This is a genomic window from Methylobacterium sp. J-068, from assembly GCF_022829445.1.
Taxonomy (GTDB): domain Bacteria; phylum Pseudomonadota; class Alphaproteobacteria; order Rhizobiales; family Beijerinckiaceae; genus Methylobacterium.
The window spans coordinates 62,452-75,883 of the sequence record NZ_JAKSXY010000059.1 but is presented as its reverse complement, the minus strand read 5'-3'; the positions used below and the strand labels follow the sequence as shown (position 1 = coordinate 75,883).

The window sequence follows — 13,432 nt, the reverse complement described above, 5'->3', positions numbered from 1 at the left end:
GGGGTCAGTTCCCATTCGGACAGCGGAACTCGCGCAGGGCCGCCAGTGCGAGCGGGTTCTGGGCGGTTGCGGCGGTGAAGCGGTAGGAGAGTTCGCGGCCGCCGGGCGTGAGCGTGACGACGACGGCGTCGCCCTGCTTCAGCACGGAGCCGGAATCGACGAGGCGGAACAGCGACCAGGTGCCGGTCTTCTCGGCCAGCACTGTGGCGGGTGTGGCGCCGCCGAAGAAGCCGCCGGGAGATCCCTCGATCACCAGCGCGGTGCGGGCCGGGCTGGCGGGGCCCGGCCATTGCACCGTCGAGGGCGTGTTCACCCCCTGCTGCGTGACCACGACGCTTCCGTTGGCATCGAGGCGGGCCTTCGCCGCATCGCCCGACAGCGTCAGGGGGGTCACCGCGAAGGTCACCTGGGGCATGTTCCCGCCGGTCGAGAAGAAGGCGTCGCGGATCTCGGCGGCCCGCTGGAATTCGCGCAGGACCGAGACGGACAGCGTCCGGGCGACCTGATCCTCCGGCCGCCAGGCCCATTGCGGACGCGACCGGTCGGTCCGCGCGGCGAGGTTCTGCGCGAAGAACTGGTCGAAGACGCCGTTCGGCGCGAAGAGCCTGGCGAAGTCCGCCGCCGGGATCTCGCGTTCGCTCGTGCGGACGAACGGGTAGCGGTTCGCCGCGATCTGCTGGCACTCGCGCACGACCTGGTCGGTGAGCGCCTGGTTGATCTGTGCGACGGCCGCACTCGTGGCGCTGCCCTCGAACTCGTTGGCCACCTGCCGCACCATGGGCTCGAACGGCGCCGGGAAGCGCGCCGCGAGGGCGCGCAGGGCGCGCGTCTGCGCCACGAGGCTGGCATTGGCCTGATCGGCCTGGTTCGGGTTCGTCGCCTCGATGGCGGCGTTCTTGATCTCGTTCAGGATCTGGATGAGGCTGTCGATCGTGCGCCGGCCCGGTTCGCCCTCCAGCAGGAGGTGGAACGGGCGGAACGCCGCCTCGATGTTGGCGCCCGGCGCCTCGTTCGCCGGCCCCGCGAACCGGTCGCCCGCGCCGGCCGCGCCCGGCATCGCCAGGGTGCCGAGGGTCGAGGCCGCCGCGCCCGCGCGGTTCTGCACCTCCTGCACCACCGCGCCCAGTGCCGCGGCCTTCAGCTTGGCGATGCGCGGATCGCCCCCGTCCGCGCCGGCGGCCTTTCCGGGCCGCTCGCGGGTGAGGCGCGTCTCGTCTCGCAGGGATTCGAGGAGCTGGCGCATCGGCGAGGTCGGCGCGGCGATGGCTTGGAGCGCCACGTAGCGCGGCTTGTCGGCGGCGAGTGAGCGCAGCTTCAACCGGGACAGGGCCTGGTTCCAGGCCGGCTGGAAATCGCGCGCGTAGAGTTTCAGGAGGTCCGCGAACAGCGAGCCGTACTGGGCGGTGTAGGATTGCTGACGCCCCGATTCCCCGAGCACCCAGCGGTCGCGCTCCGCCACCTCGGCGACATCGCCGAAGCGGTCGATGAAGGCCTGGAAGAAGCCGTCATAGGTGAAGAAGAACGGCACCCGCAGGGTGTCGAGGCCGGCGCCCCCCGCCGCCTCGAAGACGAGGTTCGCGTCCGGGCCGGCCGCGCGCAGCACGGTCCAGTCCCGCGCGGTCGCCGCGCGCGACTGGGACTTCAGGAGTTCGTAGGCCCGCTCGGCGACCGAGAGGCGCGCCAGCGCCCGCTGGCTGTCCTCCACCAGGGCCTGGTTGATCGAGACGAGCGGCGGGGTGCCGTCGTCGAGGTCGAGCATGGCGGTGAGGTGGTCTTCCAGAAGCTGGCGCCCGCGCGCGAAGCCCGCGCCCGGGTAGAGGTTCTCGGCCCAGTCCCGGCGCATCCAGGCGACGACGAGGTCGCGGTCGAGGGGCGCGTCGGGGCGCCCGCCGAGCATCAGGTAGACCTTCAGCCCTTCGTAGATGAAGCTGGTATTGGCCCGGTTGGCCTCCAGCTGCTCCTCCAGCCGGAAGATCAGGCGCGGGCGGAACAGACGTTCCAGCCCGGCCCGGTAGCTGGTCTCGGCCGCCGAGCCGAGGCGCGGCCGCTGGCTCAGGCCGAAGGTCGCCAGGATCGGCTCGCCCTCGTCCCGGCTGGAATACCCCGCCGGCATGTAGCGCAGGGTGTTGAGGAGCGGCAGGACCTTGGAGAAGTTGCGGTCCGAGACGGTGGGCTCGCGCAGGATCTCGGTGGCCTCGCCGCGATACTTGGCCAGCAGCGTGTTGCTCAAGGTCACGAGCTGCTCGTTGCGCAGGTAGCTCGTCCACCACAGCCCGACCATCACCGCCGAAGCCAGGGCGAGGCCCCCGAAGGCGGCGAGCCGCAGGAGGTTGGCGCGTCGCATCGCCGCGTGGTTGGTGGTGACCCAGCCCGCCTCGCCGATCACCACCTTGCGCAGCAGGTCGCCGAGGAAGAAGCTCCGGCCGCGCCCCGAATAGGCCGCCGCCTCGACCTCCTGCGCGCCGAAGCTGCGCGACATCGCGCCGATGAGCTGGTCGATCGGGGTGCCTTCCTGCGTCCCCGAGGTGAAGTAGAACCCCCGCAGGGTGGCGTTGAGGTGGAAGCGGCTCGGCTCGAACACGCGGTTCAGGAAGTCGACCACCTTCGTGCGCGCCGCCGACATCTGGCTCGGAAAACCGAACAGCACCACCCGCGAGGTCGGTGCCTGCTCGTCTTGAAGGCGGTCCGGCAGCCAGGTGTTCAGGCGCTCCACCAGGGCGTCGAACTCGGCCGGCACCTCCCCGATCATGTTCCGGGTCTTGTCGTCGGTCTGGAAGGTGTGGCCCCAGACCATCTGCCGGTCGGTGTCGGAGAGATGCCCGAAGAACTCCATGAAGCCGGCCACGAGGTCGGCCTTGGTGAAGAGCGCGTAGACCGGAAAATCCACCTTCAGCCGGTCGTGAAGCTCGATCAGGCGCTTGCGGATCGCGTCGGCATGGGCCTCGATCATCTCGGGCGTGCCCGTCAGCAGGTCCTCCAGGCTGATCGCCACGATCACGCCGTTGATCGGTTGCTTGGGCCGGTTCACCCGCAGCAGGTCGAGGAACGAGAGCCAGCTCGCCTTGTCGCCCTTCGGATCGGAATCCTGCGTGGTGTAGCGCCCGGCCGTGTCGATGAGCACGGCCTCCTCGGTGAACCACCAGTCGCAGTACCGGGTGCCGCCGAGCCCCGCCACCGCCGCCGGCGTGCGGCCCCGGCTGAGGGGGAACTTCAGCCCCGAATTGACCAGGGCGGTGGTCTTGCCCGCCCCCGGCGGTCCGATGATGATGTACCAGGGCAGGTCGTAGAGCGCGTTGCCCTTGGCGCCGTGCGCCTTGCGCAGGGTCGCCAGCGCGTCCGCCATGCCCTCCTTCAGGGTCTCGCTGTCGTCGGCCGTCTCGTCCGCCTCGCTCAACCCCTCGCGGAGCGCGCGCACGGCGCGTCTCCGGCGATACAGGTCCCAGCCGACCGCTCCGCAGGCCGCCAGCAGAACGAGCGTGCAGAGCGCGACCCGAACCCAGACGGCCTCCAGCGGACGGATGTCCCCGACCGCGATCAGGGGGCCCGCCCAGCAGATCAGGGCCATCAGCGCGAGGGCGCCGAGGATCGTCACGCCGATGCGGAGCCAGATCCAGCGGCTCATCGGGCGGTCCCCTTCGTGCGATCTCCCTTCACGGAGAGCGGGATGCCGGTCGGAGACCCGTGTCCATGCCTTCGCATCATGGCCTAGCGGCTCCGCGTCACGATGATCTCGACGCGCCGGTTCCGGGCGCGCCCCTCGACGGTCTGGTTCGGGGCGATCGGCACGTCCGCCCCCTTGCCCTCGACCTCGACCCGGTCGGGCTTCGACAGGCCGGCCTTGACGAGGCGCGACACGGCCTTGGCCCGCTCCAGCGAGAGCTGGAAGTTCGAGGGGAAGCGCACGGTGCGGATCGGCGCGCTGTCGGTATGGCCGACGATGCGCACGGTGCCGGGCTCCTTCTCCAGCAATCCGGCGACGCGCTGGAGCATGGCCTGGAAGGCGGGCTTCACCGTGGCGTCGCCGGGCGCGAACAGCGCGGAGGCGAGGCGGATCACCACCTGGCCGCCGTTCTCGACCACGGTGAGGGACTGGTCGGCGATGTCGGCGCGGAGCGCGGTCTGGAGCTGGCCCGCCTGGCTCGCGGGCGGGGGCGGCGGGGGAGGCGGCGGCGGGGGCGCGTGGATCCGGCGCTGGATTCCGATCTCGGTGGCGGGATGGACGGTGACCAGCGCGGTCGCGGCGGCATCGGCGCTTCCCGCGAGCAGCATCCGCAGCAGGAGGTAGAAGCCGAGCAGCAGGGCGCCGACGACGGCGCCCACGACCCAGAGCGGCAGGCGGTAATGGAAGACTTCCGTGGCGATGGCCTGCCCCTGCCAGCGGGGCGAGACCTCGCGCTCCGTCGGCCGGGTGCGGCGCAGGAGCTCGTAAAGGTTGCGCTGGATCTGCTGGAGCGTGGCGGCGCCGCCCGCCGAGGTCCGGTGCATGCCCTGGAAGCCGATGGCGAGGCAGGCATGCAGCAATTCGAGCAGGTCGTAATTGCCGACCGGATCGACCTTGGCCTGGTCGAGTTCCGTGAAGAAGCGGACGCCGCCGGTGCGCTCGCCGAAGAAGCGGCTCAGCATGCTGTGCTGCGTCCAGACGTGGCGCTCCTCCGCGGGGATGTTCTGGACGATGTCGTCGGCGGTGGCGCAGACGATGTACTTGGCCGAGCGCGCCCGCTCGGGCGACACGCCGGCCAGGCGGGTCTCGGCCTCGAAGGATTCGATGCTCGCGGCGACCTGCTCCATCAGGTTGGCGAAGGAGGCCCGCGAGAGCTGCACCCGCAGGCGCCCGAGCAGCAGCAGCAGCGGCCCGGCCGCCTTGAGGTAGGGGTTGGAATTGGGCGCGACGACCACGTCGCGCTTCATCACCAGGGCCCGCTCGCGCTCGCCCGGGGGCGGCCCGAGGGGCGGCGGGGACGCCTGCCGGGCGTGGTCGAAATCCGAGGTCGCCCAGTCGTCGGAGTCCGCCGTCCGGGGATCGGGCGCCCGGGGATTGGACGCCTGTGGGGCCGGACGGGGGCGTGGCGGATAGGCGTCCGGCTCGGGCTGGGGCCGCAGCCGGCCGCCGGGATCCGGCAGGATGATCGTGCGGTCGTTGCGGCCGAACGGATCGCTCATCGGGCGGCCTCCGTCTCAGGAGCGCTCATCGGCGACCCTCCTGCACGGCCCAGAGTTCCAGTTCGAGCTGCGGCCAGTCCCCGGCGAAGTGCATGCCGATGGAGCTCGCCACGCTGAACTCGGGCCAGAGCGGCGACTGGCGATCCAGCAGGAAGTAGACGTGGTCGGTGATCGCCCGGATCTGCGGGGGCGGGGTCGGCAGGTGCACGAGGGTCACGCCCGGCAGGTGGGCATGGACGATCTCGTTCATCTTGGTGTTGGGCCCGATCTTGAACAGGTTCGGGAACTGCGCCTGGATCTCGCCCAGCGGCCGCAGGGCGGCGACCTCCAGCACCAGGCTGGCGTTCCGGAACAGGTTGCGGTCGCGGATCATCGACACGAAGGCGTTGGGCGCCCGCTCGATGATCTCCAGCCGGATCGCGCGCCGCCCGGTCTGCGCGCTCAGGAAATCCTGGATGTCGCGCACCACGGGCGTGAACACGGCCTCCAGGTCGTCGTGGTCGTAGGCCGGGTAGGTCCGTGCGCGCCGATCGGCGGTGGTGAAGGTGGCGAGTTCCCCCGCGATCCGCAGGAATTCCTCGTAGAGCCGCTCGGGATGGACGAAGCGGGACTGCCGGAAGTGCTGAAGCACCGGGATGTGCCGGTTCAGGAGCTGCAGGATGAAGTAATCCGCGCTCTGCAGGCCGCCGCCCGCGGTCGGATCGGCGGCGTAGCGGGCGAGTTCCTCCAGCTTGTTCTCGACCCAACCGATGACCCGGTCGATCCAGCCCTGGACCACCGGATGCGTCGCGCAGGTGAGCACCGGCGGCGCGAACTTCTCGTCGAAGACGATGTTGCGGTCGCGCACCTCGACGATGCGTCCGATGGGGAGGCTGACATAGCCGGGCTTGGCGGTCTTGCGCAGCTCGAAGGCGAGGCGCGGAAAGGCGACGTCGATCTCCTCCTCGATCCGCAGCGCCGAGGTGGCGTCGATGAGGCGCTCCGTGCCGGGGACGTAGCGGCTGGCGTTCTCGGCGTCGGCGGGCTCGACTTCCCGGGTGTTCGGCGCGCCGATCGGCATCGAGAGCCAGACCAGCATCTTGCCGGCGCTCTCCGGCACGTCGATCGGCGCCGGTAGCGGCGAGTCGCCGGGGATGTCGAAGGGGGTCCCGTCCGGCATCACGCCGGTGGCGCGGCGCACCGAGAACTTGCTCTGCTGCGCGAGGTCGCGATCGATCTCCAGGCTGGAGAAGCCCCACGGATAGGGGGTGACGTGCCGGACGCGGGCCTCGATCAATCCTTCGACATAACGGTCACTCTGCTGGAGATGATGCGGCCGCAGGAACAAGCCTTCGGACCAGACGACCTTGCTCTTCCAGGACATCCCTGACCGCTCTCCCGCCCGTGTCGTCCCGGAGTCGATGCCGCGTCCGGAAGCTGTCCAGGACGGTCGCGGCGCGGCCGCGCGCCCGCCCCGAATTCATATCGGCTTTTTTTGGTATGGCCAACGGTCTACCAGGGGCGATCCACGACTCCGACGCCGGATTTGCGCCCCGCCCGCCCCGCCCCGCCGGATCGCTCAGCGCCCCCGGTCGTAGCAATCGGCGAAGAAGATCAGGAACGCGTCGACCATCCCGTCCTCGTGCTGGGACGCGAGGGCATCCCAGCGCGTCGCGTAGAGGTCCCACAGGCGCGCCTTGCGCGAGCCGAGCAGGCCCGCGAGGCCCCGGTCGCCCTCGTCCGATTCCGCGATCGTATCCGGGTCGAGATCGTCGAGCAGCAGCCGCAATGCATTCTGCATGGCCGAGTAGGTCTTGATCTGGTGGGTCTTCAGATCGCGAAACCCGGTTTCCAGCGCGCGGCGCGCGTCGAGGTAGCCCGAGGTCGGGCGCCCCAGCATGATCCGGAGGGCGTCCTCGACCGTCGGCGCGAATTTCAGCGGATTGTTGTCGAGCGCCTGGATCGAGGTCTGGCTCGTGGCCCGCGCGGCGCGCTTGGTCTCCGCCCGCGCGGCGAGCAACTGCTTCAGGTTCTCGGCCGCGAGGCGGACGAGGATGCCGGCCTCCTCGGCCAGATCGCCCGGATCGCGCCAGCCCACGAGTTCGGGCGCGATCCCGGCGCCCTTCGCGAAGCGCGCCACCCATTCCTCGTTCCCCGATGCGCCGCGTGGCGGCTGGGGGGCGGGTGGAGGAGGAGAGACGTCCTCGGTGATCGGCGGCCGGACGGACGCGGCCGGCGCGGCCGCCGGTGCGCCCCACGCCTCGGCACCGGCCTGCCAGGCATTCGCGACGGGCGGCGAAGACGCCTGTCCCTGTCCCCAGGGCGTCTCGTCGGGCGGGGGTCGGCGCGGGTTCGGCATCGGCGGCGGCGCCGGAGGCGCGACGGGGGGCGGACTCGGCGCCCAGTCCATGTCCTGAGCGTGCCTGTCCTGGGCGGGCCTGTCCTGAGCGGGCATGCCTTGAGCACGAAAGACGTCCTGAGCCGGAACGCCATCTTGGGGCGGAGCCCGGTCGTGCCCCGGATCGAGCGCCCGGCGCGGGCTCGGCGCCCCGATCGGCGGCAGCGCCTGGGCGACGTCCACGGCCCAGTCCACGAAGTCCGGCTGGACCGGGCGCCCGGTTCCGCGCGGCCTGAGATCCCGGCTCGGGATCGGCGGCGGCGCCTCCGACGAGCCGCCCCAGTAATCGCCACTCGCCGCGCCGGGACCGGGATCGGGGCGCTCGGCGACCGCGTCCTGCGCGCCGTCGATCTCGGCGACGATGAGGTATTGGCCGATCTGGATGCGGTCCCCGTCCTTGAGGCGGTGCGGGCCCTGGATGCGCTGCGGATTGCGGTTCAGGTAGACCCCGTTGCGCGAGACGTCGTGCAACCAGTAGGCCCCGTCCTGATGCCGGACCTCCGCATGCTTGCCCGAGATCACGCGCTCGGTGTCCGGCAGCGTCCAGTCGAGGTACTGGTCGCGCCCGATGTCGATGCCGCGCCGGCCCGTGACGGAGACCGAGAGCGGACCGCCATCGGGGAGGAAGGTGTGGTTCTCGATGGTCAGGCGCAGCGCCATGGTCAGGCCTCCGCCTTCATCAGGCGCAGGCCGGCATCGACGCAGAGCTGCAGCCGGCTGGCCCGCTCCCGCGCCGTCACGGTGGCGAGGGCGACGAGGATGCCGGTGCGCACGGCCTTCGGCGTCATCTCCGGCGTCGCCATCACGGCGCCCTGGCCCGGGGCCACGTTGCCGCCGGACCAGGCCGCCGCGAGGGCGACCCAGGTGGTGGCGAGCCGCCGGTCCGAGCCCATGCCCAGGCGCAACGCCTCGCGTCGGCGTTGATCCTCCGGATCACGGACCCAATCCTCGGCGGCGAGCAGCATCGCGTCCTCCTGCCCGGCGCCGATCCGGCCCAGGAGACGCACGCTCTGTGCCGCCCACCAGACCGCCTCGCGCCGTCCGAGCGCGTAGGCGAGGAAGGTCACGGCATCCTCGGGCGTGCCGCTGTTGCGCAGCGCCTCCAGGAAGGTCATCGGAGCTTCGGCGGTCGGCGCGGCACGGATGTCGTCGCAGGCGCTCGGGAAGGTGTCGAACACCTCCTGGGCAGTCGAGAAGCGCTGGCGGGCCATCGTGCGCTCAGTTGATCTTGATGAGGGGCGCTTGCTGCTCGATGAGGGCCGTGCCCTGCACCTTGATCTCACCCGCCTCGATCTTGATCGATGATGGGCTCATGGTGATCTTGCTCGCACCCACTTCGATCACGATCTGCGTCCCGGCCTTGATGTGGATCTTCTCGGCGATGTCGACGTTCCAGTCGCCGCTCTCGACCTTCAGCTTCTCGTCGCCGTTCTTCAGCGTCGTGGAGCGCGACGGCTTGCCCTGCGGCGTCTCGAAGGTGACGCCGATCTCGCGCGTCTCCGCGTGCCGCACCACCGCCTCGAGGTCCTTCTCGGCCCGCAGCGCGATGGTCTCCGAGGATTTCTTGTCGTCGAAGGTCAGCTTGTTGTAGCCGCCGTGCCCCTTGGTCGAATCGGTCTTCACGCCCGAGACGGTCTTCTCGTCCGGAAGCTTGAAGGGATAGGGGTAATCCTTGTTGTAGACCGTGCCGACCACCAGCGGCTGGTCGGGGTCGCCCTCCAGGAACTCGACGACGACCTCCTGCCCCACGCGCGGGATGACCTGCCAGCCCCAGGACTTGCCGGACCATTGCTGGGCGACGCGGACGGGGCGGGAGATCCGGTCCTTGTCCCGGTTCCAGTGGAACTGCACGAAGATCCGGCCCTCCTCGTCGACGTCGATCTCCTCGCTTTCCTTGCCCTTGCGCGTGACCACGAGCGCGGTCTGCGGCCCGTGGACGAGGGGGCGCGGGGTCACGATCGGAGCGCGGAACGGGCGATCCACGGGCTGGAACTCGTAGGTTCCGGAATAGACGTCCCCGCCGCCGCTGCCGCCGGAGCGGTAGGCCTCGGTCTCGATCCGGTGGGTGGCCCGCACCACGAGGTACTCGCCGTTGTCCGAGGGGTGGTTCTGCAGGGTCGCCAGGGCGCCGGGAAAGAGGCTGGCGGCGTCGCCCGAGGCGTATTTGCGCTTGTCCTGGGCCTGCTCCGCCTCCAGGCGGACCTTGGTCCGACGCTGGCCTAGGTCCCGCTCGGTGTAGCGGCCCGGGTAATCGTAGGATTCGAGCGTGCCCTTCTCGTAGCGCGCGCTGCCCTGCTGCTCCGCCTTCAGGTTGGCGGTCGGCTTCATGTAGTCGAAGTCGTTGGTCCCGAACTTTCCCGTGCGGAACCGGCGCTCGGCGCGCCAGCCCGAGACGTGCTCGCGGTCGTGGCGATCGGCGCCCGACAGCGGCACGAAGGGCAGCATGCCACCCCCCGCCTTCATCGGCTTGTGGCAGGATCGGGAATCGCAGAGCATCAACTGGTGGCGCTGCGCGTCGTGCTCGAAATGCGTGTAGACGCCCCATTCCTCCAGGAGACGCGAGACGAAGGCGAGATCGGACTCGCGGTACTGCACGCAATACGCGATCTTCTCGTAGTCGCCGCGGCTGGCCTTGATCTGGAAGTCCTTGAAGCCGCTCTCCTGGAACACCTCCTCGACGATGTCGAAGACGGACTTCTCCTTGAAGATCCGGCAGGTGGCCTTGCGCCCGAGGAGCCAGAACCAGGGCCGGAGCACGAGGCGGTAGGCGTTGAGGTTCTGCTGGACGCCGGACCAGTCGGCATCCACCAGGATGCCATTGAAGTAACGCGTCACGTTCCCGTAGGATTTGAGCTTCACGTGGCAATTCTTGCCGATCAGCTTGTCGAAATCGATGTCTTGGCGCTTGGAGATGGCTTCGACGTGGTATTCGAAAAGTTCGCTGAGACCTTCGGAGCCATCGAATCGTGTCAAGACGAGGACGTTGCTGCCGAGCGGTGTCACCAGCTCGGCCGTGCGGTCCTTCTGATCGAACTCAATTCCGCCTCCGACATTCGGGCCGTCGCTCAAAACGAAATCCTTTATACAAGTCTGTTTTCAAGGATTGACGGCATCACGCGAGAATGGCAACTCTCGCGCGACGCGGGAGGGCGGGTTATGACATCGTTCCGGTTATTACTGAAGACTGTGTCAGCACTCTTTCTCATGAGTAGTGTCGCGGTGGCCGACCCCGCTTATCGAGCATCAGACATCGTCAACCATTTCTCGCGAAAGCCGGGATTGGGCGCGACCCGCTCCCTCTGCATCGGGACCGAGAGCGAGTGCTCCAAAGAAATACCAGATCGGACCAAGGCTGTCGACAGCTTCGATCTACGGGTCCAGTTCGAGTACAACTCGGCCACCCTGACGAGCCTCGCCCGCGCCAACCTGGATGAGTTCGCCAAGGCGCTCAGCGATCCCGGGTTGCCCACCGGCTCGTTCCTGGTCGAGGGCCACACCGACGGCACCGGCAGCGACGCCTACAATCTCGACCTCTCGATGCGGCGCGCGGCCGCCGTCGTCGAATACCTCACCGCCAAGGGGGTCTCGACCGACCGTCTGCTCGCCAAGGGCTACGGCAAGCAGCGCCCCATCGACAAGGACCCGATGTCGAGCGCGAACCGGCGCGTCGAGACGCGCCTCAGGACCGAGTAGGCGGGCGGCGTTCGCGGCGGCAGATTCGATCCGGGAAACAGGATCGATCCGGGACAGGATGGGCGCGCGATGGCGGCACTCGACGTGGCGCGGATGAGTGAGCCGGTTTCGGCCGACGCGCCCTGTGGCCCGGACCTCGATCTCGAGGAGAACCCGGAATACCTCCAATGCGTCGCCTTCGTCGAAGGCCTGCTGCCGCTCGCCTACCTGACGCGCGACGAGGAGGGGCGCCCGCAGATCTTCGACCGGACGTCGATCGACATCCCGGCGGCGCTGAAACGCCTGTCCGACCTCCTCGCGGAGACGCGGGACCTCCGGCTCCTCACCCTCTACGGGCGGCTCTGCGCCCTGAACCGCGATCTCGGCGGCCTGTCGGACACCCTGACCCTGTGCGCGAACCTGCTGCAGGGCGCCTGGGCCGAGGTGCATCCGCGTGGGGACGGGGCGGATTACAGCTTCCGCAGCGCCGTCCTCCAGGCCTTCGACGACATGCCGACGGTGGTCCTGCCGGTTCAGTACACGCCGCTCTGCGAGAGCCGGCGCTACGGGCCGATCAGCTTCCGGACCGTCATGGTCGCCCAGGGCGAGGTCCCGGCGCGCGAAGGCGAGACGGCCGTGGATCGCGGTGCGATCGAGCGGACGCTCGGCGACGCCGACATCGACGCGGTCCGCACGGTGGCCGACCAGTTCGCCGCGATCGAGCGCGCCGCGCAGGCGATCCGGGAGGTGTGCGTGGCCCAGGCGGGCTACGATCAGGCCGTCTCCCTCGCCCGGCTGAGCGCCCTCGCGGGGCGGGCGCTCGCCCTCCTCAATCCGATCATCCAGGCCCGCACCGGCGCGGTCGCGACTCCCCCGGACTTGGGCGCCAACGCGCCGGCGGCGGACGTCCACGCCCCCGCGGCGGCGCTGCCGGGGACCGGACGCGTGGCGGGCGTGCGGGACGCCTCGGCCGCCCTGGAGGTCGCCTCCGCCTACCTGCGCCGCTCGGAGCCCTCGAGTCCCGCCGAGGTGCTCACGCGCCAGGCCCAGATGCTGGTGGGCAAGTCCTTCCTCGAAGTGATGACCATCCTGGTCCCGGAGCATGCGGGCGCGGCGGTCATCGCGATCGGTGCCGGCGGGCCGCTGCGCCTGTCGTTCGAGCAGCTCGACGCGGTTCCGCGCGCCGACACCCCTGATTCGGGCGCGGAATCCGAGGGGGATGCGCCGGCCGATTCGGCGCCCGAGCCGCCGCTTTTCCGGGCCGAGACGCGGGCCGAGGCCCTGGCGCTCCTGACGGAGGTCGGTCAATTCTATCGCCGGGCCGAGCCGTCGAGCCCGATCCCGCTCCTGCTGGACCGCGCCTCTGGGCTGATCGAGCGCGATTTCCTGAGTATCCTCAAGGACGTATTGCCGGACTTGGTGGCCAGCCGGGCCGAAACATGAGGCGTGGATTTTCCAGCCGATCTTCTCTCTGGGTCTTGCTTTGAAAACTGAAATCTGTTGGACTGGTTTTGGTTCTATCGATGTGTTCGTTTGAATTCCGATGGCGCTGATATCTCCGAATGCTGGTCGGGGTGTGGTCAGCCTGTCATTTTACTGTAGCGGGGCGAGATGTCGGATTCTGGCCAGAAGTTCATCAAGCGCAACCGGGCTCCGCGGGTCCACATCACCTACGAAGACCCCTATGACGCCGAGAAGAACATCGAGCTTCCCTTCGTCATGGGCGTGCTGGCGGACCTGTCCGGAAATGCCTCGGCGGTCGAGAAGGTCGATGTCGCGGATCGGAAGCTGACCGAATTCGATATGGACAATTTCGATCAGCGCATGGGCGCGATCGCGCCCGGAGCCGCCTTCACCGTAAGGGACAAGCTCTCGGGCGGGGACAACGAGAAGCTGCCGGTGCATCTGTCCTTCAAGAAAATGGACGATTTCAGCCCGGCGGCGATCGCCCGGCAGGTTCCGCCCCTGGCCAAGTTGCTGGAGGCGCGCGAGCAGCTCGCGAACCTGCTTCGCTACATGGACGGCAAGGTGGCGGCGAGCGACCAGATCAAGGCGCTTCTGAAGGACCCCGCCCTGATGGCGGCGCTCCAGGAGAAGCTCGCCGCCCCGGGCAAGGACGGCGAGACGCCCGGCACGCCCGCCTGATCCGCGCGCTCGGGTCTGGGGCCCGGGCGGGCGACTGAGCCCGCAACGTCACGAACCGCGCCGCCCGCGCGCCATCCG

At 69.5% G+C, this 13,432-nt stretch carries 9 protein-coding genes; 3 read left to right on the top strand and 6 right to left on the bottom strand.

Features of this window, described 5'->3' with window-relative positions; translation table 11 throughout:
• Window positions 1-4: 4 nt before the first annotated feature.
• From tssM to MKK54_RS06525, 6 genes are all read right to left on the bottom strand, one after another.
• Window positions 5-3,622, bottom strand: a complete 3,618-nt coding sequence (tssM, locus tag MKK54_RS06550) for a type VI secretion system membrane subunit TssM (RefSeq protein ID WP_244009985.1) — start codon at window positions 3,620-3,622, stop codon at window positions 5-7.
• Between the two features lie 83 nt (window positions 3,623-3,705).
• A complete protein-coding gene (gene tssL / locus MKK54_RS06545; RefSeq protein WP_244009984.1) occupies window positions 3,706-5,160 on the bottom strand; it encodes a type VI secretion system protein TssL, long form in 1,455 nt (484 codons plus the stop codon).
• A gap of 25 nt (window positions 5,161-5,185) precedes the next feature.
• Window positions 5,186-6,523, bottom strand: coding sequence for a type VI secretion system baseplate subunit TssK (tssK, locus tag MKK54_RS06540; RefSeq protein WP_244009983.1), 1,338 nt, complete (start codon window positions 6,521-6,523; stop codon window positions 5,186-5,188).
• A gap of 195 nt (window positions 6,524-6,718) precedes the next feature.
• A complete protein-coding gene (gene tagH / locus MKK54_RS06535) occupies window positions 6,719-8,197 on the bottom strand; it encodes a type VI secretion system-associated FHA domain protein TagH (RefSeq protein ID WP_244009982.1) in 1,479 nt (492 codons plus the stop codon).
• A 2-nt stretch (window positions 8,198-8,199) separates the two neighbouring features.
• The gene (locus MKK54_RS06530; protein WP_244009981.1) at window positions 8,200-8,748 is read right to left on the bottom strand and encodes a DUF6931 family protein; all 549 of its coding nucleotides are present in this window, start codon (window positions 8,746-8,748) and stop codon (window positions 8,200-8,202) included.
• A 7-nt stretch (window positions 8,749-8,755) separates the two neighbouring features.
• Window positions 8,756-10,606 carry a type VI secretion system Vgr family protein gene (locus tag MKK54_RS06525; RefSeq protein ID WP_244009980.1) on the bottom strand — a complete coding sequence of 617 codons (1,851 nt, stop codon included), beginning with the start codon at window positions 10,604-10,606 and terminating at the stop codon, window positions 8,756-8,758.
• A 135-nt stretch (window positions 10,607-10,741) separates the two neighbouring features.
• Here MKK54_RS06525 and MKK54_RS06520 point away from each other — a divergent pair, with 135 nt between their 5' ends.
• The 3 genes from MKK54_RS06520 (at window position 10,742) to tssB (ending at window position 13,354) form a co-directional block, all read left to right on the top strand.
• Window positions 10,742-11,230 carry an OmpA family protein gene (locus MKK54_RS06520; RefSeq protein ID WP_244009979.1) on the top strand — a complete coding sequence of 163 codons (489 nt, stop codon included), beginning with the start codon at window positions 10,742-10,744 and terminating at the stop codon, window positions 11,228-11,230.
• A gap of 69 nt (window positions 11,231-11,299) precedes the next feature.
• Complete coding sequence (locus MKK54_RS06515; RefSeq protein WP_244009978.1) at window positions 11,300-12,652, top strand: ImpA family type VI secretion system protein; 1,353 nt, start codon at window positions 11,300-11,302, stop codon at window positions 12,650-12,652.
• 168 nt (window positions 12,653-12,820) lie between these two features.
• On the top strand, window positions 12,821-13,354 hold the full coding sequence (gene tssB, locus MKK54_RS06510; RefSeq protein WP_244009977.1) for a type VI secretion system contractile sheath small subunit: 534 nt from the start codon (window positions 12,821-12,823) through the stop codon (window positions 13,352-13,354).
• The last annotated feature ends 78 nt before the right edge of the window (window positions 13,355-13,432 follow it).

Excerpts from the sequence above, each read along its gene's own strand:
- MKK54_RS06520 (WP_244009979.1), top strand. The coding sequence starts at position 10,742 with ATGAGTAGTGTCGCGGTGGCCGACCCCGCTTATCGAGCATCAGACATC.
- tssB (WP_244009977.1), top strand. The coding sequence starts at position 12,821 with ATGTCGGATTCTGGCCAGAAGTTCATCAAGCGCAACCGGGCTCCGCGG.
- tssK (WP_244009983.1), bottom strand. The coding sequence starts at position 6,523 with ATGTCCTGGAAGAGCAAGGTCGTCTGGTCCGAAGGCTTGTTCCTGCGG.
- MKK54_RS06530 (WP_244009981.1), bottom strand. The coding sequence starts at position 8,748 with ATGGCCCGCCAGCGCTTCTCGACTGCCCAGGAGGTGTTCGACACCTTC.
- MKK54_RS06515 (WP_244009978.1), top strand. The coding sequence starts at position 11,300 with ATGGCGGCACTCGACGTGGCGCGGATGAGTGAGCCGGTTTCGGCCGAC.
- tssL (WP_244009984.1), bottom strand. The coding sequence starts at position 5,160 with ATGAGCGATCCGTTCGGCCGCAACGACCGCACGATCATCCTGCCGGAT.
- tssM (WP_244009985.1), bottom strand. The coding sequence starts at position 3,622 with ATGAGCCGCTGGATCTGGCTCCGCATCGGCGTGACGATCCTCGGCGCC.
- tagH (WP_244009982.1), bottom strand. The coding sequence starts at position 8,197 with ATGGCGCTGCGCCTGACCATCGAGAACCACACCTTCCTCCCCGATGGC.